General features: G+C 70.4%; 20 protein-coding genes. 14 read left to right on the top strand and 6 right to left on the bottom strand.

Annotated features, from left to right (window positions below; genetic code table 11):
* Positions 1-19 precede the first annotated feature (19 nt).
* Genes E2170_RS02155 through E2170_RS02145 form a run of 3 tightly spaced genes read left to right on the top strand, consistent with a single transcriptional unit; the run spans position 20 to position 4,818 of the window.
* Positions 20-1,498 carry a leucyl aminopeptidase gene (locus tag E2170_RS02155; RefSeq protein WP_132999002.1) on the top strand — a complete coding sequence of 493 codons (1,479 nt, stop codon included), beginning with the start codon at positions 20-22 and terminating at the stop codon, positions 1,496-1,498.
* 7 nt (positions 1,499-1,505) lie between these two features.
* On the top strand, positions 1,506-1,946 hold the full coding sequence (locus tag E2170_RS02150; protein WP_132999001.1) for a DNA polymerase III subunit chi: 441 nt from the start codon (positions 1,506-1,508) through the stop codon (positions 1,944-1,946).
* Positions 1,947-1,953: 7 nt separating this feature from the next.
* Complete coding sequence (locus tag E2170_RS02145) at positions 1,954-4,818, top strand: valine--tRNA ligase (protein WP_132999000.1); 2,865 nt, start codon at positions 1,954-1,956, stop codon at positions 4,816-4,818.
* A gap of 216 nt (positions 4,819-5,034) precedes the next feature.
* Here the strand turns inward: E2170_RS02145 and rimI are convergent, their stop codons facing one another.
* From rimI to pssA, 3 genes are read right to left on the bottom strand one after another with little or no spacing between them, the layout of a single operon-like run.
* Positions 5,035-5,520, bottom strand: coding sequence for a ribosomal protein S18-alanine N-acetyltransferase (gene rimI, locus E2170_RS02140; protein ID WP_132998999.1), 486 nt, complete (start codon positions 5,518-5,520; stop codon positions 5,035-5,037).
* Positions 5,517-5,783, bottom strand: coding sequence for a hypothetical protein (locus tag E2170_RS02135; protein ID WP_132998998.1), 267 nt, complete (start codon positions 5,781-5,783; stop codon positions 5,517-5,519). Before E2170_RS02135 ends, rimI begins: the two co-directional genes overlap by 4 nt.
* Before the next feature lie 5 nt (positions 5,784-5,788).
* Positions 5,789-6,562: a CDP-diacylglycerol--serine O-phosphatidyltransferase gene (pssA, locus tag E2170_RS02130; protein ID WP_132998997.1), complete on the bottom strand. Its 774-nt coding sequence runs from the start codon at positions 6,560-6,562 to the stop codon at positions 5,789-5,791.
* A gap of 134 nt (positions 6,563-6,696) precedes the next feature.
* Here pssA and E2170_RS02125 point away from each other — a divergent pair, with 134 nt between their 5' ends.
* The 4 genes from E2170_RS02125 to E2170_RS02110 all read left to right on the top strand — a co-directional run bounded on the left by E2170_RS02125 (position 6,697) and on the right by E2170_RS02110 (position 9,587).
* Positions 6,697-7,089: a DUF4124 domain-containing protein gene (locus tag E2170_RS02125; protein ID WP_132998996.1), complete on the top strand. Its 393-nt coding sequence runs from the start codon at positions 6,697-6,699 to the stop codon at positions 7,087-7,089.
* Positions 7,090-7,110: 21 nt separating this feature from the next.
* Positions 7,111-7,389, top strand: coding sequence for a DUF4124 domain-containing protein (locus E2170_RS02120; RefSeq protein WP_132998995.1), 279 nt, complete (start codon positions 7,111-7,113; stop codon positions 7,387-7,389).
* A gap of 73 nt (positions 7,390-7,462) precedes the next feature.
* On the top strand, positions 7,463-9,184 hold the full coding sequence (locus tag E2170_RS02115) for a proline--tRNA ligase (protein ID WP_132998994.1): 1,722 nt from the start codon (positions 7,463-7,465) through the stop codon (positions 9,182-9,184).
* A 46-nt stretch (positions 9,185-9,230) separates the two neighbouring features.
* Complete coding sequence (locus E2170_RS02110) at positions 9,231-9,587, top strand: H-NS histone family protein (protein WP_132998993.1); 357 nt, start codon at positions 9,231-9,233, stop codon at positions 9,585-9,587.
* Here E2170_RS02110 and E2170_RS02105 read toward each other — a convergent pair.
* Complete coding sequence (locus tag E2170_RS02105) at positions 9,584-10,828, bottom strand: threonine/serine exporter family protein (protein WP_132998992.1); 1,245 nt, start codon at positions 10,826-10,828, stop codon at positions 9,584-9,586. The two genes, E2170_RS02110 and E2170_RS02105, sit on opposite strands and share 4 nt — an antisense overlap.
* A gap of 50 nt (positions 10,829-10,878) precedes the next feature.
* Between E2170_RS02105 and E2170_RS02100 the strand changes: the two genes are divergently transcribed.
* The 5 genes from E2170_RS02100 (at position 10,879) to E2170_RS02080 (ending at position 16,106) form a co-directional block, all read left to right on the top strand.
* On the top strand, positions 10,879-11,988 hold the full coding sequence (locus E2170_RS02100) for an MlaE family ABC transporter permease (RefSeq protein WP_132998991.1): 1,110 nt from the start codon (positions 10,879-10,881) through the stop codon (positions 11,986-11,988).
* Positions 11,982-12,791, top strand: coding sequence for an ABC transporter ATP-binding protein (locus E2170_RS02095; protein WP_425477834.1), 810 nt, complete (start codon positions 11,982-11,984; stop codon positions 12,789-12,791). Before E2170_RS02100 ends, E2170_RS02095 begins: the two co-directional genes overlap by 7 nt.
* Positions 12,792-12,794: 3 nt before the next feature.
* Positions 12,795-13,721: an MlaD family protein gene (locus E2170_RS02090; RefSeq protein WP_132998990.1), complete on the top strand. Its 927-nt coding sequence runs from the start codon at positions 12,795-12,797 to the stop codon at positions 13,719-13,721.
* Positions 13,718-14,362, top strand: a complete 645-nt coding sequence (locus E2170_RS02085) for an ABC-type transport auxiliary lipoprotein family protein (RefSeq protein ID WP_132998989.1) — start codon at positions 13,718-13,720, stop codon at positions 14,360-14,362. The genes E2170_RS02090 and E2170_RS02085 overlap by 4 nt, the downstream gene beginning before the upstream one ends.
* 82 nt (positions 14,363-14,444) lie before the next feature.
* Positions 14,445-16,106, top strand: a complete 1,662-nt coding sequence (locus E2170_RS02080) for an electron transfer flavoprotein-ubiquinone oxidoreductase (protein ID WP_132998988.1) — start codon at positions 14,445-14,447, stop codon at positions 16,104-16,106.
* Between the two features lie 34 nt (positions 16,107-16,140).
* Here the strand turns inward: E2170_RS02080 and E2170_RS02075 are convergent, their stop codons facing one another.
* Positions 16,141-18,024, bottom strand: coding sequence for a hypothetical protein (locus tag E2170_RS02075; RefSeq protein WP_132998987.1), 1,884 nt, complete (start codon positions 18,022-18,024; stop codon positions 16,141-16,143).
* A gap of 157 nt (positions 18,025-18,181) precedes the next feature.
* On the opposite strand from E2170_RS02075, the gene E2170_RS02070 reads away from it, so the two are divergent.
* Positions 18,182-18,934, top strand: a complete 753-nt coding sequence (locus tag E2170_RS02070; protein WP_132998986.1) for an electron transfer flavoprotein subunit beta/FixA family protein — start codon at positions 18,182-18,184, stop codon at positions 18,932-18,934.
* The gene (locus tag E2170_RS02065) at positions 18,934-19,875 is read left to right on the top strand and encodes an electron transfer flavoprotein subunit alpha/FixB family protein (RefSeq protein WP_132998985.1); all 942 of its coding nucleotides are present in this window, start codon (positions 18,934-18,936) and stop codon (positions 19,873-19,875) included. Before E2170_RS02070 ends, E2170_RS02065 begins: the two co-directional genes overlap by 1 nt.
* Positions 19,876-19,935: 60 nt before the next feature.
* Here the strand turns inward: E2170_RS02065 and E2170_RS14115 are convergent, their stop codons facing one another.
* Complete coding sequence (locus E2170_RS14115) at positions 19,936-22,104, bottom strand: SGNH hydrolase domain-containing protein (RefSeq protein ID WP_165942129.1); 2,169 nt, start codon at positions 22,102-22,104, stop codon at positions 19,936-19,938.
* Between the last annotated feature and the right edge of the window lie 82 nt (positions 22,105-22,186).

Genomic DNA, 22,186 nt, shown 5'->3' with positions numbered 1-22,186 from the left:
AACCCCAGTACAGGACCCCATGACCCTCGAATTCGCCCTGAACAACGCCGCCCCCGCCTCCGCCGACGTCGACTGCGTGGTGGTCGGCGCCTATGCCGACCAGACCTTCACGCCCGCCGGCCGCGCCCTGGACGAAGCCAGCGGCGGCCGCCTGGCGGCCCTGGCCGCCCGCGGCGACATCGACGGCAAGACCGGGCGCAGCGCGACGCTCCACGACCTGCCGGGCGTCACCGCGCCGCGGGTGCTGGTGATCGGCCTGGGCGAGCCGGGCAAGTTCGCGGTCCCGCAGTACCTCAAGGCCATCGCCGACGCCGTGCGCGCGCTGAAGACCGGCCCGGTGCGCTCGGCCCTGCTGACCCTGGCCGAGGTCGAGGTCCCCGGCCGCGACGCCGCCTGGACCCTGCGCCAGGCCGTCATCGCCGCCGACCACGCCGCCTACCGCTACACCGCCACCCTGGGCGAGAAGAACCGCAAGCGCGACGAAAAGGGCCTGGAGCGCCTGGAGATCAGCGGCAGCGACGCCACCGCCCTGGCCCGCGGCCAGGCCATCGCCGCCGGCGTGGCCTTCACCCGCGAGCTTGGGCACCTGCCGCCGAACATCTGCAATCCGGCCTACCTGGCCCAGCAGGCGCAGGAGTTCGCCGCGAAGTTCGACAAGGCCTCCTGCGAGGTGCTCGAGCGCGAGGACATGGAGAAGCTCGGCATGGGATCGCTGCTGGCGGTCGCCCGCGGCTCGGCCAACGCGCCGAAGCTGATCGTGCTGAAGTGGAACAATGGCGGCGACGCGAAGCCTTACGTGCTGGTCGGCAAGGGCATCACCTTCGACACCGGCGGCGTCAACCTCAAGACCCAGGGCGGCATCGAGGAGATGAAGTACGACATGCTCGGCGCCGGCTCGGTGCTGGGCACCTTCGTGTCCGCCGCGGGAATGGACCTGCCGGTGAACCTGGTGGTGGTGGTGCCGGCGGTCGAGAACGCGATCGACGGCAATGCCTACCGCCCTTCGGACATCGTCACCAGCATGTCGGGCAAGACCATCGAGGTCGGCAACACCGACGCAGAGGGCCGCCTGATCCTGTGCGACGCCCTGACCTATGCTCAGCGCTTCGAGCCGCAGGCCCTGGTCGACGTGGCCACGCTCACCGGCGCGTGCATGGTCGCGCTCGGCAGCTTCGCCACCGGGCTCATGTCCAAGCACGACGACCTGTCGCAGGAGCTGCTGGCCGCCGGCGAGGACGTGTTCGACCGCGCCTGGCGCCTGCCGCTGTGGGACGAGTACCAGACGATGCTGGATTCGACCTTCGCCGACGTCTACAACATCGGCGGCCGCTGGGCCGGCGCGGTGACCGCGGGCTGCTTCCTGGCGCGCTTCACCGAGGGCCAGCGCTGGGCGCACCTGGACATCGCCGGCAGCGCCAGCCACAGCGGCAAGAACGGCCTGGCCACCGGCCGCCCGGTCGGCCTGCTGTCGCAGTGGCTGCTGGACCAGGCGGGCTGAGCCCGTCGTGGCCCGCGCCGACTTCTACCTGATCGCGAAGCCGCGCTTCCGCGACCAGCCGCTGCTGCTGGTCTGCGAGCTGGCGAAGAAGGCGCTGGCCGCCGGCCAGCCGATGCTGGTGCTGGCGCGCGATGCCGCCCAGGCGGAGCAGCTCGACGACCTGCTGTGGTCGTTCGAGCCCGACGCCTACGTGCCGCACCAGATCGCCGGCGTCGACCTCGAGGACGGCGGCGGCGAGGAGGAGGAAGCCGATGTGCTGATCGCCTCGCCCGAAGCCGACGTGGCGCTGCGCCCGCTGGTGCTGAACCTGCGCGACGCCGCGGTCGAGGGCGACTTCGAACGCGTGCTCGAGGTGGTGCCCGCCGACCCCTCGGCCCGTGAACCGCTGCGCGCGCGCTGGACGCAGTACAAGGCGCGCGGACTCGCCCTGAACAAGTACGACATGTGATCCCCCCATGACCCTCGCCACCGGCTACGACCCCAAGTCCTTCGAATCCCGCCTCTACGCCCAGTGGGAGTCCAGCGGGGCCTTCGCGCCCGCCGGCGACGGCCCCGCGTACTCGATCCTGCTGCCGCCGCCCAACGTCACCGGCACCCTGCACATGGGCCATGCGTTCCAGCACACGCTGCAGGACGCGCTGATCCGCTACCACCGCATGCGCGGCTTCCGCACCCTGTGGCAGGTGGGCAGCGACCACGCCGGCATCGCCACCGAGATGGTGGTGGCGCGCAACCTCGACCGCGAGGGCCGCGGCGAGACCCGCGACTCGCTGGGCCGCGAGGGCTTCATCGACAAGGTCTGGGAGTGGAAGGGCCAGTCCGGCGACACCATCGAGCGCCAGATGCGGCGCATGGGCGCCTCGGGCGACTGGTCGCGCAGCGTCTTCACCATGGATCCGATCGCCTCGGACGCCGTGGTCGAGGCCTTCGTGCGCATGCACGCCGAGGGCCTGATCTACCGCGGCCAGCGCCTGGTCAACTGGGACCCGGTGCTGCAGACCGCGATCTCCGACCTGGAAGTGGTGAGCGAGGAAGAGGACGGCCACCTGTGGTCGATCCGCTACCCGCTGGCCGATGGCGCCAGCTACGAGCACGTCGAGCGCGACGCCGACGGCAACGAAGTGCTGCGCGAGACCCGCGACTACGTGGTGGTCGCCACCACGCGCCCGGAAACCATGCTCGGTGACACCGCGGTGATGGTGCATCCGGAGGATCCACGCTACGCGTCGCTGGTCGGCAAGGCCGTGGCCCTGCCGCTGACCGGGCGCCGGATCCCGGTGATCGCCGACGCCTACGTCGAGCGCGACTTCGGCACCGGCGTGGTCAAGGTCACCCCGGCGCACGACTTCAACGACTACGCGGTGGGCCAGCGCCACGGCCTGCCGATGATCAACGTGCTGACCGCCGACGCCAAGGTGGTGTCGGACGACGACGCGATCCCGGCGCACTACCGCGGCCTGGACCGCTTCGATGCGCGCGCCGCGGTGCTGGCCGACCTCGAGACCGCCGGCCTGCTGGTGGAAACGAAGGACCACAAGCTGCAGGTGCCGCGCGGCGACCGCACCGGCCAGGTGATCGAGCCCTGGCTGACCGACCAGTGGTTCGTGCGCATGGACGGGCTGGGCGCGCGCGGCCTGGAACTGGCCGGCGGCAGCGACGCCGGCGAAGGCCAGGTGCGCTTCGTCCCCGGCAACTGGATCAACACCTACCGCCACTGGCTGGGCAACATCCAGGACTGGTGCATCAGCCGCCAGCTCTGGTGGGGGCACCGCATTCCCGCGTGGTACGGCAGCGGCGGCGAGATCTTCGTCGGCCGCGACGAGGCCGAGGCGCGCGCGAAAGCGGACGAAGCCGGCTACACCGGGCCGCTGCTGCAGGACGAGGACGTGCTGGAGACCTGGTTCTCCTCCGCGCTGTGGCCGTTCAGCACCATGGGCTGGCCGGACGCCGACGCCATGGTCGAACGCGGCTACGACGGCTTCCTGCCGTCGGGCGTGCTGGTCACCGGCTTCGACATCATCTTCTTCTGGGTCGCCCGGATGATCATGATGACCGACCACTTCACCGGCCGCCTGCCCTTCCGCGACGTCTACGTCACCGGCCTGGTGCGCGACAAGGACGGCCAGAAGATGTCCAAGTCGAAGGGCAACATCCTCGACCCGCTGGACATCATCGACGGCATCGCGCTCGACGACCTGGTGGCCAAGCGCACCAGCGGCCTGATGCAGCCGAAGATGGCGGAGAAGATCGCAAAGGCCACGCGCAAGGAGTTCCCCGACGGCATCCCCGCCTTCGGCGCCGACGCCCTGCGCTTCACCATGGCCGCGCTGGCCGGCCCGGGCCGCGACATCAAGTTCGACCTCGCCCGCGCCGAGGGCTACAAGAACTTCTGCAACAAGCTGTGGAACGCCACGCGCTTCGTGCTGATGAACACCGAAGACGCACGCTGGGCCAATGGCGAGCGGCCGGCGGGAGCACCCGCCACCGCCGCCGAACAGTGGATCATCACCCGCCTCGCCGCCGTCACCGCCGAGGCCGAAACCCACTTCGCCAGCTACCGCTTCGACCTGCTCTCGCAGTGTCTGTACGAGTTCGCCTGGAACGAGTTCTGCGACTGGTTCGTCGAACTCGCCAAGCCCGCGCTCAACGGCGACGACGCCGCGGCCGCGGCCAGCACCCGCCACACCCTGCTGTTCGTGCTCGAGCGCCTGCTCTGCCTGCTGCACCCGCTGGTGCCCTTCGTCACCGAGGAGCTGTGGCAGCAGGTCGCGCCGCGCCTCGGCATCGAGGACGGCAGCATCATGGCGCGCGCCTACCCGCGCAGCGAAGACTTCGCGGGTGAGGACTTCTCCGAAGCCGCCGCCGACGTCGAATGGCTGAAGGCCATGGTCTCGGCCCTGCGCCGCATCCGCAGCGAGCTCGGCGTGTCGCCGGGCAAGCCGGTGCGCCTGCTGGTGTCGAACGGCGACGCCCTCGACGCCGCGCGCCTGCAGCGCTTCGCCTCGCAGCTGGGCTTCCTGGCCAAGGTCGAGGGCATCGAGGCGATCAGCGGCGACCCGCCGCCGGCCGCCGCCGCCCTGGTCGGCGAGCTGAAGCTGTTCGTTCCGCTGGAAGGCCTGGTCGACCTCGACGCCGAACGCGCGCGCCTGGACAAGGAGCTCAAGCGCGTCGCCGGCGAGCTGGCGAAGTCGAAGGGCAAGCTCGCCAGCGAGACCTTCGTCGCCAACGCCCCCGCGGCCGTGGTCGAACAGGAACGCAGCCGCCTGGCCGACTGGACCGCCCAGCACGAAGCCCTCGCCGCCCAGCGCGCCCGCCTCTGAGCGGCCTTGCCGCTTTGGTCGGGGCTGGGCGTAGAAGCTTTTGCCACGGATTGCGCGGATTACGCGGATTTACGCGGATCTGGCCGAGGCGAGAATGGATGTTCTTTTTATTGAAGAAGCAGGGCGCTACAGGGCGCGATTTTTTCGCCTGACTGAAATTGATCCGCGTAAATCCGCGTAATCCGCGTAATCCGTGGCAAAAAAGCTCTTACCCTCTCAAGGGCCAAGCAGTTCCATGGCCATGACGATGGCGTCTTCGCGGGTGTGGTTGTCGGCGGGGTAGTAGCGCGGCCGGCGGCCGATCTCGTTGAAGCCTTCGTCCTGGTAGAGGGCGAAGGCCGCCGGATTCGAGGGGCGCACCTCCAGGAACACCCGGCAGGCGCCGCGTCCGCGCGCGGCCTCGACCATCGCCCGCAGCAGCGCGCGGCCGTGGCCGCGGCCCTGGCGCGCGGGGTCGATGCAGACGTTGAGCACGTGGGCTTCGTCGGCGGCCACGCTCAGCACGCCGTGGCCGATGTAGGCCCCGCCCTCCATCAGCACCCAGGCCGGGTAGCCGGCCGACAGGCAGTCGCGGAAGATGCCGATCGTCCACGGCCAGGGATAGGCGCGGCGCTCGACCACCATCACCGCGTCGAGGTCGTCGACGCGCATCGGCCGCATCTGCGGACGCTGCAGCGCGTCGGCCGCCACCGCGGCGTTCATCCCGGCGCGCCCCCGCGGCGCAGGGCGCGCAGCTTCGGCCACAGCGCCCGCTTGGCCGCGGGATCGGCCCGCAGCGCCGCGAGCGGGGGCAGCCCGCGCAGCAGCGCGGCGGCATCCCCGGAATCCGGGCCGCGCCCGGCCGCGCGCAGCAGCGCATGCGCCAGCGGGTCGTCGGGCACGATGTCCTCCGGCCGCGGCGCGCGCGCATAGACCCGGTGGCCCATGGCCTCCAGCACCTCGCGCTGCCAGGCGTCCCAGGCCACCGCGCTCAGCCCGCGTCCGCCCCGCGGCGCCCGCGCAGGCGCCACAGCCACATCGCCGGCCCGGACAGCGCATAGGCCCCGAGCACCGCCAGCAGGGTCTTGGGCGGATCGATCCACAGCGCGATCAGCGCCGCCACCACCAGCAGCAGCGCGAAGAACGGCACCCGGTCCGAACCCGGCCCGCTGCCGCTGCCCTTGAAGCTGGTGTAGCGGAACTGGCTGACCATCAGCAGGCCGCCCGCCACCGTGATCGCCAACGCCACGTAGCGCATCGCCTCGCCGCTGAGGTCGAGGCTGTGCATCGTCCACACCGAACTGGCCATGATCCCCGCCGCCGCCGGGCTGGCCAGGCCGATGAACCAGCGCTTGTCGACCTTGCCGACCTGGCTGTTGAAGCGCGCCAGGCGCAGCGCCGCGCAGGCGGCGTACAGGAAGGCGGCCAGCCAGCCGATCTTGCCGAGCGTGGCGCCATCGAGCTTCATCGACACCAGCGACCAGTGGTACATCACCAGCGCCGGCGCCATGCCGAAGCTCACCAGGTCGGCCAGCGAGTCGTACTGCACGCCGAATTCGCTCTGGGTATTGGTCAGCCTCGCTACCCGGCCGTCGAGGCCGTCGAGGATGGCGGCGACGAAGATCGCGATGCAGGCCGCCTCGGTGCGCCCCTGGGAAGCGGCGATGATGGCGAAGAAACCCGCGAACAGCCCGCCCGTGGTGAACAGGTTGGGCAGCAGGTAGATGCCGCGTCCGCGGCGCGCCTGGGGCGTGGGCTCGTCCATGCCGGCAAGTGTACCTGCCGCCCGAGCGCCTGCCGCAGGCGTCGCGCGGTCACGGAACCGCCCCGCGGCGCTTGCACCCGCCGGTCCCCGGTGCTGCAATCACGGCCCATCGCCCCTTGAGGCAGGAGCCCCGCATGCACCGCTACGTCCTTGGCGCCGTCCTGGCGTTCGCCGCCGCCCCGGCCCTCGCCCAGCAGACCGCCGGCGAGGTCTACCAGTGGAAGGACGCCAACGGCGTCACCCACTACTCGCAGACCCCGCCCGCCCAGGGCCGCTACGAGCAGCGTGTGATCACCTCGTCGGGCGCCGCCGCGCCCACCGCGGCGGTCGAGGCCAAGGCCGACGACGCGGCAGCGGGGAACCCGCAGTGCGCCACCGCGCGCGCCAACGTCGCCACCCTCCAGGCCGAGGGCGACGTGCAGATCGACGCCGAGGGCGACGGCCAGCTCCGCGTGCTAAATGCCGAGCAGCGGGCCAACCAGCTGGAACTGGCCCAGGCCGCCGTCAAGGCCTACTGCACGCCCTGACCGGCCCCGCAGCGCAGCACCGTGCAGACCCGCTGGGCCATCGTCGCCGGGCTTGCCGCCGGGATCACGGTGGCCTGGTGGTTCTCGCGCGAGGCGCCCGAAGCCGCCGAGGCGCGGCGTGATCGCGCCGGACAGACGGCCGACGCCAGCTACGAGGACGCCCTCCCGGTGCTTTATCGCTGGACCGACGAGGCCGGCGTGGTCCAGGTGACCCAGGATCCGCCGCCGCGCGGCCGCCGCTACGAAAAGGTCGACATCCAGCCCCGCGACGGCATCGAAGTCGACGGCCGCCGGCCCTAGCGGCACCCGCGCCGCGGCAAGCCGCGTGCTGCATGGCACAATCAGCGGCCGTGCCACTCAGACGATGCCGCCGATGCGCCTGTCGCAGTTCCACCTCCACACCGAAAAGGAAACGCCCGCCGAGGCCGAGCTGGTCAGCCACCGGCTGATGCTCAAGGCGGGGATGATCCGCAAGCTGGCCGCCGGCATCTACACCTGGTCGCCGCTGGGCCTGCGCGTGCTGCGCAAGGTCGAAGCCGTGGTCCGCGAGGAGATGGACGCCGCGGGCGCGATCGAGCTGCTGATGCCGTCGATCCAGCCGCGCGAGCTGTGGGAGGAGACCGGGCGCTGGGAGAAGTTCGGCGGCCAGCTGCTGAAGATCCGCGACCGGAAGGACGCCGAATACGCCTACGGCCCCACCCACGAGGAAGTGATCACCGACTTCGCGCGCCAGGAGCTGTCGAGCTACCGCCACCTGCCGGTGACCTTCTACCAGGTGCAGGCCAAGTTCCGCGACGAGATCCGCCCGCGCTTCGGCGTGATGCGCGCGCGCGAGTTCCTGATGAAGGACGCCTACTCCTTCGACATCGACGCCGAGGGCATGGCCGCGTCGTACGCGAAGATGCACGCAGCCTATACCCGCATCTTCAGCCGCCTGGGCCTGCGCTTCCGCGCGGTGCTGGCCGACACCGGCGCGATCGGCGGCGACGCCTCGCAGGAATTCCACGTGCTGGCCGACTCCGGCGAGGACGCCATCGCCTGGTCGGACACCGGCCGCGACAACGACGCCTCCGGCTACGCCGCCAACGTCGAGACCGCACGCGCCGCGGCCCCCGGGCCGCGCCCGGCACCGAGCGAGGCCATGCGCAGCATCGACACCCCCACGCAGAAGACCTGCGAGGCGGTGGCGGAGCTGATGGGCATCGATCTGGCACGTACCGCCAAGTCGGTCGCCGTGATGGGCCACGATGCCGACGGCCAGCCGCAGTTCGTGCTGGTGCTGGTGCGCGGCGACCACGAGGTCAACGAGATCAAGCTGGCCAAGGTCGAGGGCCTGGGCGACTACCGCATGGCCACCGAGGCCGAGATCCTGGAGCACCTGGGCAGCGAGCCCGGCTTCCTGGGCCCGGTCGCGCCGGCGAGGCCCATCCGCGTGGTCGCCGACCTGGAGGTCGCGGCCATGGCCGACTTCGTGGTCGGCGCAAACCGCCCCGGCGAACACATCGCCGGCGTCAACTGGGGCCGCGACCTGCCCGAGCCCGGCACCGTCGCCGACGTGCGCAGCGTGGTCGACGGCGACCGCGCCGAGGACGGCGGCGTGCTGCGCCTGATGCGCGGCATTGAGGTCGGCCACATCTTCCAGCTCGGCGCGAAGTACGCCGAGGCCATGGGCTGCACGGTGCTCGACGCCGCCGGCAAGGCCGCGGTTCCGATGATGGGCTGCTACGGCATCGGCGTGTCGCGCATCGTCGCCGCCGCGATCGAGCAGAACCACGACGAGGCCGGGATCGTCTGGCCGGAAGCCATGGCGCCGTGGACGGTCGCGATCTGCGTCATCAACCCGAAGAACGACCCCGCCGTGGCCGAAGCCGCGAACGCCTTGCACGACGAGCTCGCCGCGCGCGGCATCGACGTGGTGCTCGACGACCGCGGCCTGCGACCGGGACCGATGTTCGCGGACATGGAGCTGATCGGCATCCCGCACCGCGTGGTGGTGTCGGGGCGCGGGCTGGAGGCGGGTACGTTCGAGTACCGTTCGCGCAGCGCCGCGGAATCCGAGAACCTCGACCGCGAGGCCTTGCTGGCCCGCGTATGATGGCGCTTTCGCCGGACCCCGGCACACCCACCCCACCGGAGACAGCATGGCCATCGACCTCAACACCCTGTCCGCCAAGGAACTCGACTCGCTGATCACCAAGGCGAAGAAGCGCAAGACCGTGCTCAAGAAGCGCAAGCCGCTCAGCACCGTGCGCTCGCGCCTGACCGCCCTGGCCAAGGCCGAGGGCTACACCATCGACGAGCTCTTCGGCACCGCCGCCCAGGGCCGCATCGCCAAGCCGGCGCGCGCGCCGCGCAAGACCGCCGGCACCAAGGTGCCGCCGAAGTACCGCAACACCGCCAACCCCGAGCAGACCTGGACCGGCCGCGGCAAGCAGCCGCGCTGGCTGGCCGAGGAAGTGGCGAAGGGCCGCAAGCCCGAGGAATTCCTGATCGGCTAGAGACTCCGCCGCGCAGGCAGCAGCAGGTTGCCGAAGATCAGCCCGGCCACGATCGCCAGCAGGATGTTGACCACCGCCATCGCGGCGCTCTGGCCCACGGCCAGGTCCTGCTGCTGCACCGAGGTGATCAGGGTGCGCACGCTGGAACTGCCGGGCACCATCAGGATGATGCCCGGCACCCGCAGCAGGGCGCCGGGGCGCGAGGCCCAGCGTGCATAGCCGTTGCCGGCGACGGTGATGACGAGCGCCGACACGAAGATCCCGACCTCGCTGCCCCAGGCCTGGCCGACCAGCCGGGACACCAGGTAGCCGGTCACCGCGGCGGCGGCCACCAGCGCGTAGTCCCGCCGCTTGGCGCGGAACAGGACCGCGAACGCGAACGCCGACAGCGCCAGGGCGCACCACTCGACCCAGTCCGGCTGCGGCCGCCAGGCCCGCACCTGCGGCTCGATGCCCAGCATCGACGCGGCCACCATCGCCACCATCGTGCCCACGGTGAGCATGATCATGGTCGTCACCGCGCCGAAGAAGCGTGCCGTGCCCGACACCAGGTGCTGGCTGGTCAACTCGTTGACGGCGTTGGTCAGCGCCAGGCCCGGCATCAGCACGATCAGCGCCGAGATGATCACGGTATTGAGGTTCAGCGGCGCGACGAAGGCCGCGACCAGGATCGTGATCGTCGCCGCGACCACCGCGCTCACCGCGTCGCCGGCCTCGCGCAGCCGCGGCCGCGACCGCGCGGCCACCTGCAGCACGCCGATGATCAGGCCGATCATGCTGGCGGTGGCGATGTCCAGCCAGGGCAGGCGCAGCAGGCCGCCGACGCCCGCTGCCACCAGGCCGAAGCCCAGCACCTGCATCAGGTTCTGCCGCCGGCTCGGCGGCCGGTCGAGCGCGCGCATCGCGGCATGGCCCTCGCCCAGGTCCATCCTCCCCGCGAGCACGTCTTCGGCGATGCGGTCGACCTCGCACAGCCGGCCCAGGTCGTTCTCGCCCGGCGGCATCCGGATCACGCGCGTGGCATCGCCGTCGCCCGGCGGACGCATGGGGTCGCTGAAGGACAGCACCATGCCGGTGGGGTTGGTCCAGGCCTCGCACTCCAGGCCCAGCTGTGCTGCGACCTGGTCCAGCGCGCCTTCCAGGCGCGGGCCGGTGGTGCCGTAGGCGTGCAGGTGTTCGGCCAGCTCGACCATGAAGGCGATGCGGGCGGCGTAGGCTTCCTGGGGGAACGGGCGCGACATGCGCAAAGGATCGCACGCGCGCGCGACGCCGTGTTCGGTATCCTTCGGCGATGCCCAAGGCCCCCACCAGCCCCCCGACACTCGACATCGACGGCGAGACGTTGCGCCTGTCGGGCAGCTGGACGCTGGACCACGCCGGCAATGTGTCGTCGGCGCTGGCCTCCGCGCCCGACGGCGCGGCCGCTGTGGACGCCACCGGGATCGAGCGCCTGGACACCCTGGGCGTGCTGCAGCTGCTGCGCTTCGTCCACCGCCGCGGCATGCCCGACGACGCGCTCGGCTTCCGCGAAGACCACCTCGCGCTGGTCGCAGCGATCGAGGACGTGGCCGACGACCGCCCGAAGAAGCGCCGCGAGTACGGCGTAGCCGCGGCGCTCGCCCGGCTCGGCGAGACCATGCACGTCAACGGCCGCGAGATCGTGGCCCTGGTGAGCTTCCTCGGCGAAAGCCTGGTCAAGCTCGGCCGCATCGCGCGCCAGCCAAGGCGCCTGCGAGTCACCTCGACCGTGCACCACATGGAGCAGGTCGGCCTGGACGCGATGCCGCTGGTGGCCCTGCTCTCGTTCATGGTCGGCGCGGTGATCGCCTTCCTCGGCTCCACCATCCTGGCCGAGTTCGGCGCCACCCTGTTCGTGGTCGAGCTGGTCGGCATCGCCTTCCTGCGCGAGTTCGGCGTGCTGCTCACCGCCATCCTGCTGGCCGGCCGCACCGCCAGCGCCTTCACCGCGCAGATCGGCATCATGGTCACGCGCGAGGAAGTCGACGCCATCCGCACGCTCGGCCTGGATCCGATCGAACTGCTGGTGATCCCGCGCCTGCTGGCGCTGCTGGTGATGCTGCCGCTGCTGACCTTCATCGCCATGGTTGCCGGCCTGCTCGGCGGCATGGCGGTGGCGGCGTTCGAGGTCGGCATCCCGCCGCAGGCCTTCCTGGTGCGCCTGGACGAGACCATCGAGCTGCGGCATTTCCTGGTGGGCATGGCCAAGGCGCCGGTGTTCGCGCTGGTGATCGGCCTGATCGGCTGCCTGGAGGGCCTGCAGGTGCAGGGCACGGCGCAGTCGCTGGGCGAGCGCACCACCTCCAGCGTGGTGCAGACGATCTCGCTGGTGATCCTGCTCGATGCGGTGGCCGCGATCTGGTTCATGCAGGTGGGCTGGTGAGCGCGCGCGGCGACGGCGCGCAGCCGGTCATCCGCGTGCGCGGGCTGGTGAACCGCTTCGGCCCCCAGGTGGTGCACGAAGGCCTCGACCTGGACGTGCGCCAGGGCGAGATCCTCGGCGTGGTCGGCGGTTCGGGCACCGGCAAGTCGGTGCTGATGCGCTCGATCCTCGGCCTGCGCACGCCCGACGAGGGCACGATCGAAGTGCTGGGCGTGGACGCGCGCTCGCCCGATCCCGCCCACCGCCAGCACATCGAGCGCAACACCGGCGTGCTGTTCCAGGACGGCGCGCTGTTTTCGTCGCTGACCGTGGGCGAGAACGTCGAGGTGCCGCTGAAGGAGCACCACCCGGGGCTCTCCGACGGACTGCGACGCGAACTCGCCCTGCTCAAGGTCAAGCTCGCCGGCCTGCCGGCGGACTCGATCAACAAACTGCCCTCGCAGCTGTCGGGCGGCATGCGCAAGCGCGCGGGACTGGCGCGGGCGCTGGCCATGGATCCGCCGCTGCTGTTCCTGGACGAGCCCACCGCGGGCCTGGATCCGATCGGCGCGGCGGCCTTCGACCGGCTGATCCTGACCCTGCGCCAGGCGCTGGGCCTGACCGTGTTCATCATCACCCACGACCTGGACACCCTGTACGCTATCTGCGACCGCATCGCGGTGATCGCCGACCGCAAGGTGGTGGCGACCGGCACGCTCGACGAGATCGAGCGCCTGGACCACCCCTGGGTGCAGGACTACTTCAACGGCCCGCGCGGCCGCGCGGCACGAGAGGCGGGCGAACGCGCCGCCGTGGAAACCTGAGCGATGGAAACCAAGGCCAACTACGTCCTGATCGGCGTCTTCACCCTGCTGGTGGCGGTGGCCATGCTGCTGTTCGGGCTGTGGGCGGCGAAATACTCCAGCGACCGCAACTGGCAGGCCTACCACGTGGTCTTCAACGAGCCGGTCACCGGCCTCACCGAGGGCGGCGCGGTGCAGTACAACGGCATCAGCGTGGGCACGGTGGATTCGCTGTCGCTGGCGCCGCAGGACCCGCGCCGGGTGGTGGCGCGGATCCGGGTGCATGCCGACGTGCCGGTGAAGGTCGACACCCGCGCCAAGCTGTCGATGACCGGCCTCACCGGCGCCACCTTCATCCAGCTCACCGGCGGCAGCCCGGAAGCGCCGCGGCTCACCGTGCGCGGCGGCGAGGACATCCCGGTGATCCTGACCGAGGCCTCGGCGCTGCAGAACATCGCCGACACCGCCAACCGCCTGGTCGCGCGCCTGGACGAGGTGCTGAGCGACGAGAACGTGGCCCGCATCGCGGCCACGCTGGAGCACATCGAAGGCATGACCGGCGCCGTGGCCGGGCAGCGCGAGGATCTGGCTTCGCTGATCACCAACGCGCGCGTGGCCAGCGAGAAGCTGGTGGAGACGGTGGAAACCTCCAACCGCGCCATGAGCGGCATCGACCGCGAGCTGGTGCAGAAGCTGCCGGGCATGGTCGAGCGCCTGGAATCCACGCTGGCGCGGGTCGACTCCGCCGCCAACAGCGCCGACGCGATCCTCGGCGAGAACCGCAACGCCATCAACAGCTTCGCCAATGACGGCCTGGCCCAGCTCGGGCCGACCCTGTCCGAGCTGCGTTCGCTGGTGCGCGACCTGCGCCGGATCAGCGACCGCTTCGATTCCAACCCCGCCCGCTACCTGCTTGGCCGCGACGCCCCGAAGGAGTTCGAACCCGAATGAAGCCGACCCTCTTCCTGGCCCGCGCCGCCATCGCCGCATCCGCGCTGCTGCTGGGCGCCTGCTCGCTCCTGGGCGGCGGCGGCGAGCGCGAGCGCGGCTCGATCTACTCGCCCGACCCGCGGGTGCAGGCCGAAGCCGCCTGGCCGCGCGTGGACTGGCAGCTGGCGATCAACCCGCCGACCGCATCGCGCACCGTCGACACCTTCCGCATCACCGTGCGCCCGGTACCGGGCGAGCTGCAGGTCTACGGCGGCGCCAGCTGGGCGCGCGCGCCCTCGGACATGGTCGAGGACGTGATCCTGCGCACGCTGGAGGACTCCGGGCACATCCCCGGCGTCGCCCGCCGCGGCAGCGGCACCGCGCCGGACTACCGCCTGCTGCTCGACCTGCGACGCTTCGAGGCCGACTACGCCGGCGGCACGAACCCGAAGGCCACCATCGAGCTGCACGCCAAGCTGCTGCACGCCCGCGCGCAGGGCATCGTCGCCTCGCGCACCTTCACCATCGCCGAGCCGGCGGCCGCCACCGACGTCGGCAGCGTGGCCGAGGCCTACACCCGCGCGCTGGAGGCCCTGGGACGCGACGTGGCCGGCTGGACGCTCGAAGCCGGCGAGGCCCACGCGCGCACCGCCACGAACTGAGCGGAAGCATCGGGAACCGCGCCGGTTTGCCGCGCGCGGCTCCAGCCGCGACAATCCGTACTTTGCCGCACGGGCCGCCAGCATGAATCCGCAAGCAGACCCCAACGCCACCGTCGAGGTGCCCGAGCCCGAGCGCGACGTCATGGAGTACGACGTCGTCACCGTCGGCGCCGGCCCCGCCGGCCTGGCCTTCGCGATCCGGCTGAAGCAGCTCGATCCCGACATTTCGGTCTGCGTGATCGAGAAGTCGAGCACTATCGGCGCCCACATCCTGTCGGGCGCGGTGATCGAGCCGGAACCGCTCGACGCCCTGCTCCCGGGCTGGCGCGACAACCCGCCGCCGATCTGCGTGCCCGCGACCGAAGACGAGCTCTGGTACCTGACGAAGGACGGCGGCCGCAAATTCCCCGTCGTGCCCCCGGGCATGCGCAACCACGGCAACTTCATCGTCAGCCTCGGCGCGATGTGCGCCTGGCTGGCGCCGCAGGCCGAGGCCCTGGGCGTGGAGATCTACCCCGGATTCGCCGCCGCGCAGACCCTGCACGACGCCGACGGCCGCGTCACCGGCGTGCGCATCGGCGACATGGGCATCGCCCGCGACGGCTCGCAGAAGCCCGGCTACACCGCCGGCATCGACATCCACGCCAAGGTCACCGTGCTCGCCGAGGGCGCGCGCGGCCACCTCACCAAGCGCCTGGTCAAGCGCTTCAGGCTCGACGCCGACAGCGACCCGCAGGCGTATTCGATCGGCATCAAGGAACTGTGGCAGCTGCCCCCCGGCCGCGCGCAGCCCGGGAAGATCGTGCATTCGCTGGGCTGGCCCGCCGACAGCCACACCTACGGCGGCAGCTTCCTGTACCACCTGGAGAACGACCAGGTGGCGCTGGGCTACGTCAGCGGCCTCGATTACAAGGATCCGGACTACAAGCCCTGGGAGGCCTTCCAGCAGTGGAAGAACCATTCCACGGTGAAGCCGCTGCTCGAAGGCGGCAGCATCCTGTCCGCCGGCGCGCGCGCCATCGTCACCGGCGGCTGGCAGTCGCTGCCGAAGGTGGAGATGCCCGGCGCGCTGCTGATCGGCGACACCGCCGGCCTGCTCAACGTGCCCAAGATCAAGGGCACCCACCAGGCCATCCGCAGCGGCATGCTCGCCGCCGAGCACCTGGCGGCCGGCGCGCTCGCGCCCGAGGGCTTCGACGCGAAGCTGCGCGACTCCGACGCCATGCGCGAGCTGCGCGCGGTGCGCAACATCAAGCCCGGCTTCAAGAAGGGGTTGTGGTTCGGCCTAGGCAACGCCGCGCTGGAGACCGCGCTCGGCGGCCGCACGCCGTGGACGCTGAAAGTCACGCCGGACTGGTCGTCGCTGGACAAGCTTGGCGAACAGGAGCAGCCGGAGCGCGACTGGGGCCCGCGCGAACTGGCCCCGCGCGACCGCCTGGCCGGCGTCTACTTCGCCGCCACCGAGCACGACGAGGACCAGCCCGTGCACCTGCTGGTGCACGACACCGAGGTCTGCGTGACCCGCTGCGCCGAGGAATACGGCAACCCCTGCACCCGTTTCTGCCCGGCCGGCGTCTACGAGATCGTTGATGATCCCGACGGCCCCGCGAACACCGGCAAGCGCCTGCAGATCAACGCGGCCAACTGCGTGCACTGCAAGACCTGCGACATCAAGGATCCCTACGAGATCATCACCTGGGTGACGCCGGAGGGTGGTGCGGGGCCGAACTACCAGAACCTCTGAGGCCCGCCCCGCCGCGCAGGCCCAGGTCGAACGGTCAGGGCCGCCGCCGCAGGTAGGAGAAATGCGTGCCGTGGACGATGTCCAGGCCTGCCTCTCCGGCCAGGACCTCCGCGCGCTGGCGGACCTGGTCCCGGGGCACATCCCTCACCACGTGCGGATAGACCACGTCACGCAGGTCGAAGTACGGGACCGCCACCACGTCCAGCAGGTCGCCGTCGAACGCCTCCGCAAGATTCCGCTCGACGTGGCGCCCGCGCACCGCCTCGAGGATCGGCTGCGGCCACTGCCTGCGCACGATCACCGAAGCCTTGTCCCCGCCTGTGTTGTAGCACCGCACCCGGGCGCGCACGCACAGGGTATTGCTCGAGTACTCGTTCCTGCCGTGTGCATCGTGCAGCTGCAGCAGCAGCACCCGCTCGTCGCGGACCAGGCCGCTGGCGAAGGCGGCCGAATACTCGCCGTGGATGGTCTCGGCGCGCTCCAGCGCCGCCCTGCCCGTGCCGGCGTTCGCGCGCGGATCCGGAAACACCTCGAACAGGGCCAGCGCCAGCAACGCGGCGGCGGCGACCTTGCCACGGCGCCCCCCTTGCACGAGACGGACTGCGACCAGCAGCACCGCTACCACCCACGCCATCCGCGTCACCACCTGCCAGCGCGCGAGCACCCGTGCGTTGCGGATGCCCGGGACGTTCTGGTAGATCCAGGCCGTGTGCAGGCTCGGGCCGGCGGCCTCGGCCGGCATCATGCGCTTGCCCAGCGTTGCGCCGGCAAGCGCCGGATCGCGCGGCTTGAAGTCCATGAACTTCAGCGACGGTCCAAGCGAGAGCAGCATCGCGACCAGGCCCGCCGCCAGGATTCCCGCGGCCAGGGGTTCGATGCGGATGCGCCGTCTCGCCCACCACCAGGCAAGGACCACCGCCGCGACCACGCTCGATACGCCCATGAAGACCCCGAGCAGGCCCGAACGCCCGCCCCAGGTCATCTCCGGGGTGATATCGAGCCCCAGTCCCAGCAGGCCCCAGCCGCCCTGCCACTGCAGCGGCAGGAGCATCGTCGCCACATCGACCCCCGCGCCGCGGAAGAAGTCCACGGGCATCACCCCCAGCGCTCCGGCGCCGAGGTAGCCGCGATACGCGGCGGCGGCCGCGCCGCTGGCTGCCACGTACAGCGCCAGCGCCACGAGCGCATCCGCCCGCATGCCCGGCCGCAGCGCGGACGCCACGAAACACGACACCGACAGCAGCGTGGCCAGCAGGAAGGAATACCCGTCGAGGAACAGGGAGAACACGCGCACCGAGCACACCAGCAGCACGACTCCGGCGAGCCGCGGCAACGCCGCCTTCCAGCCCTGGCGGCGCGCGCCGATAGCCCGCATCAGCCATGCGTCGGCCAGCAGGTAGCCGGGCAGCAGCGCCATGCCCAGTTGCAGCACGCCGAAGCTGGACTGCAGGTGCAGCGCCGGCGCGAGCAGGAACAGCGCGGCCCCGAGCAGCCCCAGTCGGGCACCGCCCGCGATTCGCGTGAACAGCCGCCAGGCGAGCAGGAAGGCCAGTACGAAGACGGCTGCATAGAGCAGTCGCATCTCCGCCATCGATACCACGTCATCGGCAGCGAACAGCGCAGCCGCCAGCATGTTGACCGGCAACCCGAACGGTTTCGGCGCACCGGCCGGATAGCCCGTGTTCGCGCAGCCCGGACGCCCTTGTCCGGCACTGGCGTGCAGGCATTCGGCGTAGGCGGCATCGGCGACAATGAACTGGGCGTTCGGGATCTGGCCTGGCACCAGCCGGTAGGCGACCAGGAGGGCCAACAGCACCAGCAGGGCCCGTGCCCAATCGATCGCCGTCAGGCGTGCACCCGCCGCAGGGCCCGCCCCGACCGAGCCTGCTGGATCACTTGCGGCGGAAACGCCCGGCATGTGCTGCTCCTTGCGATGCAGCGCGGAAGGTTAGCATCCGGCCGCGCCACCGCCGCGGGGCTCCCGCTCGCCCGGGACCACAGGAACCGCTAAAATTCCTGTTTCCGCCCTCCGCCAGATTGCATGCCGGGGCGCTCCCCACAAGGAATTCCATTCGATGAAGATCCTCGTCGGTTACAAGCGCGTGGTGGACTACAACGTCCGCATCCAGGTCAAGCCGGACGGCTCCGGCGTGGTCACCGAGGGCGTCAAGCTCTCGGCCAATCCCTTCGACGAGATCGCGCTGGAAGAGGCCCTGCGCCTGCGCGACAAGGGCATCGCCACCGAGGTCGTGGTCGCCACGATCGCCCCCGCCGACGCCCAGGCCCACCTGCGCAACGGCCTGGCCATGGGTGCCAACCGCGCCATCCACGTCGTCACCGAGGCCGGCCAGGAGGTCCAGCCGCTGGCCGCCGCCCGCGCCCTGCTGAAGCTGGTGGAGAAGGAGTCGCCGGACATCGTGATCCTCGGCAAGCAGGCCATCGACGACGACGCCAACCAGACCGGCCAGATGCTGGCCACGATCTGGGGCCGCCCGCAGGCCACCTTCGCCTCGAAGCTCGAGGTCGCCGACGGCAAGGCCACCGTCACCCGCGAGGTCGACGCCGGCCTGGAGACGCTGGAAGTCGACCTCCCGGCCGTGGTCACCACCGACCTGCGCCTGAACGAGCCGCGCTTCATCAAGCTGCCCGACATCATGAAGGCCAAGTCCAAGCCGATGGAATCCATCGCCTGGGCCGACCTGGGCGTCGAGGCCGGCGAAGGCCTGAAGACCACGCAGTACGCGGCGCCCGCGAAGCGCAGCAAGGGCGTGATGGTGAAGGATGCGGCCGAACTCGTCGCCGCGCTGAAGGACAAGGGGTTGCTCTGATGGCCAAGGTACTCATCGTCGCCGAACACGCCGACGGCAGGCTCAACGGTTCCACCGCCAAGTGCGTCACCGCCGCGCAGGCGCTGTCGCCCGAGGCCATCGACATCGTGGTGCTGGCGGCCGACCCGGCCGCGGTCGCCGCCGAGGCCGCGCAGATCGCCGGTGTCGCCCGCGTGCTGACCGTGGCCAACGACGCCAATGCGAACGCCATCGCCCAGGTACTGGCACCGCAGGTGGCGAAGCTGGCGGATGGCTACAGCCACGTCTTCGGCCCCAGCTCGACCTTCGGCAAGGACCTGATGCCCTGCGTGGCCGCGCTGCTGGGCGTGGCCCAGGTGTCGGACCTGATGTCGGTCGAGGGCGAACACACGTTCAAGCGCCCGATCTACGCCGGCAACGCCATCGTCACCGTCGAGGCCCCGGCCGGACAGACCGTGGTGGCCACCGTGCGCACGGCGTCGTGGAAGGAAGCCGGCAAGGGCGGCAACGCCGCGGTCGAGGCCGCCAGCGTCGAGGCCACCCTGCCCTCGCACACCCGCTTCGTCGGCCTGGCCGCCGGCAGCTCCGACCGCCCCGACCTGCAGAGCGCGAAGCGCGTGGTCTCCGGCGGCCGTGGCGTGGGCTCGGCCGAGAACTTCGACGTGATCTACAAGTTCGCCGACAGGCTTGGTGCGGCGGTGGGCGCCTCGCGCGCCGCGGTCGACGCCGGCTACTGCCCCAACGAGATGCAGGTCGGCCAGACCGGCAAGATCATCGCCCCGGAGCTGTACGTGGCCATCGGCATCAGCGGCGCGATCCAGCACCTCACCGGCATCAAGGACGCCGGTACGATCGTGGCGATCAACAAGGACGCGGACGCGGCGATCTTCGAGATCGCGGACATCGGCCTGGTGGGTGACCTGTTCCAGGTGCTGCCGGAGCTCGAGGCAGCGTTGGGCTGAAGAGCCGGGTACGCAGGTACGCAGACCGTGCCCAGCCGGGCACGGTCCGCGCACACGACCTCAGCGCATTGCTCTCGCTACGGCCGCTTCGATGAATGGCGCAAGGGAGGCGCTGAACGTCGGAGTGATGTGGTTGTCATCTCGATGCGTGACCATTCCACCGACCACGAAGTGGCAAGTGGTGTCGTCGCAAAAGAACGGCGTCAAATCCAGGAACTCCACGTCCGGGTTGCCGGTAGCGGCGACCGTCATCGGATCCGGCGCCGCGGCTACCTTGAGAGGAATCGCGCAAGGATCCTCAAGCTGGCCGGACCTGGAGATGCAGGTCGGCACGTTCACCCGGTCGCCTTCCGGGGTGTATGACAACGGCACGTCGGAAATCACCAGCACACGCTTTCCGGCCTCGCGCCATCGCCGCCACGCATTGCGAAAACCTTCGCTGATGTTCCGGTGGTTGTCCGGGGCGTCGGTGAAGTTGTAGCGCCGCGCCGCGTTCGAGGTCACCACCAGGTCGACGCGGTCGTTGACCGCCAGGTACTCGATGACGCGCCGCTTCCAGTCCACGCAGTCCTCCTCACTTTCGGCCGGGACACCGGACTGGTAGGTAGGCGTGGCCGCACGGCAGGACGTCTTCTGGTAAAGCACGATGTTCCAACCGTGCTCCTTGGCAAGGATCGACAGCGGAACCAGCAGGTGCCCGGCATGGGAGTCACCCACCAGCGCGATATCCATGATGGCGTCGGCGCGGTCGGGCCCGACCCTGCATGCACCCACCGAGATACCGCCCACTGTGTCCAACGCACAACGCTCCTTGAAATCCGGATCGGTTCTGGCACGTGTAGCCAGCCACTCCTTTGATTTGTCATTCCTGGCCGCCAACGCCTGCCCCAGGTCTGACAGGAGATGCGAATCCGGGCAATGGTTCCCGGGCATCGCAGCCGCCGCACCGACGCACGATCCGTCGACTCCGGTCACGGCCATGCCCTGACGCCTGGCTTCGACATCAACATCCCGCCACGTCATGAAGCAGGCAGCCACCAGCAGCGCCGGCACAACTGCCGCGAACGCATACACCGGCTTCCGACGCGACGTACCCGACGGCGACCAGCGGAAGCGATTCTCCACCAGCGCGTAGGTGGCCCAGGCAAGCAGCATGGATGCCGCCAGCATCAACCACTTGTGAGCGTCCGTCGCCTCGATGTCGAACACATAGGGGAACAGGACAATGACCGGCCAGTGCCACAGATACAGCGAATACGACACGTCGCCGGTGAACTGCACCGGCCGCAGCGAGAGCACCGATGCGATGTCCCATCGTTTACCCGCATCGCCCCAAGCGATGCAGGCGATGGCACCGGCGACCGGGAGCAGCGCGATCCACCCCGGGAACGCCGATTCACCTGTGAATACAACCGCCGAGGCGAAGATCGCGAAGAAGCCAGCCCAGCCAAGAAGCGCCCGCAACAACGCGGGCAGTCGCCAACCAGCACCGGCGGCACGGTCCGAAGCAAGCAGCGCGAGCAAACCGCCTGCAGCGAACTCCCAGGCGTGGGTAAACGTCGAGAAGTAAGCGAAGCTGCGATCATTGGCTGTCGCATACACCGAATAGGCGAGGCTCAGGACGAAGATCGCGCTGATCGCGGCCAGGATCAGACGATGGCGTGCGGAGCCAGGCTTGCCGCGTGCCAATGCCGCCATGGCGACCACGACCACTGGCCACACCAGGTAGAACTGCTCCTCGACCGACAGCGACCAGTAGTGCTGCACCGGTGACGGATCGTCCGCCGCCGCGAAATAGTCGATAGCGTTGAAAGCCAGCAGCCAGTTCTGCAGGTACAACGCGCTGGCGCCGATTTCCGAGGCCGCCTGCTGCCAGAGCGTGCGGGGCATGAACGCCAGCACCAGCGCCAGGGTCACCGCGAGCACCAGCAGCGCGGCCGGCAGCAGTCTCGCGATCCGGCGCGCCCAGAACCGTGTGAGCACGACAGTGCCGGTGCGCTCCACCTCGCGCATCAGGTGCGACGTGATCAGAAATCCGGAGATCACGAAGAAGACGTCGACGCCGACGTAACCACCAGTGAGCGTCTGCGGCCACAGGTGGAAGACCACCACCAGCATCACCGCCAATGCGCGCAGCGCCTGGATCTCGGGAAGGAACCTCGTGCCCCCGTGCGACGGATGCGCGGGCAGGATTGCGCCATGGGCGCGGGAGGAAGTCTGTTCTGGCATGGGCGATCGGTTTCGAGGGTGGTGTGTCGGCCCGATGCCCATGAAGCGCACAAGCGAGACGACGGGTGGCCGAGGCCACCCG

It is taken from the genome of Luteimonas arsenica (genome assembly GCF_004352825.1).
Taxonomy (GTDB): Bacteria; Pseudomonadota; Gammaproteobacteria; order Xanthomonadales; family Xanthomonadaceae; genus Luteimonas; species Luteimonas arsenica.
The sequence above is the reverse complement of the archived record's forward strand: the minus strand, read 5'-3'. Positions and strand labels throughout refer to the sequence as shown.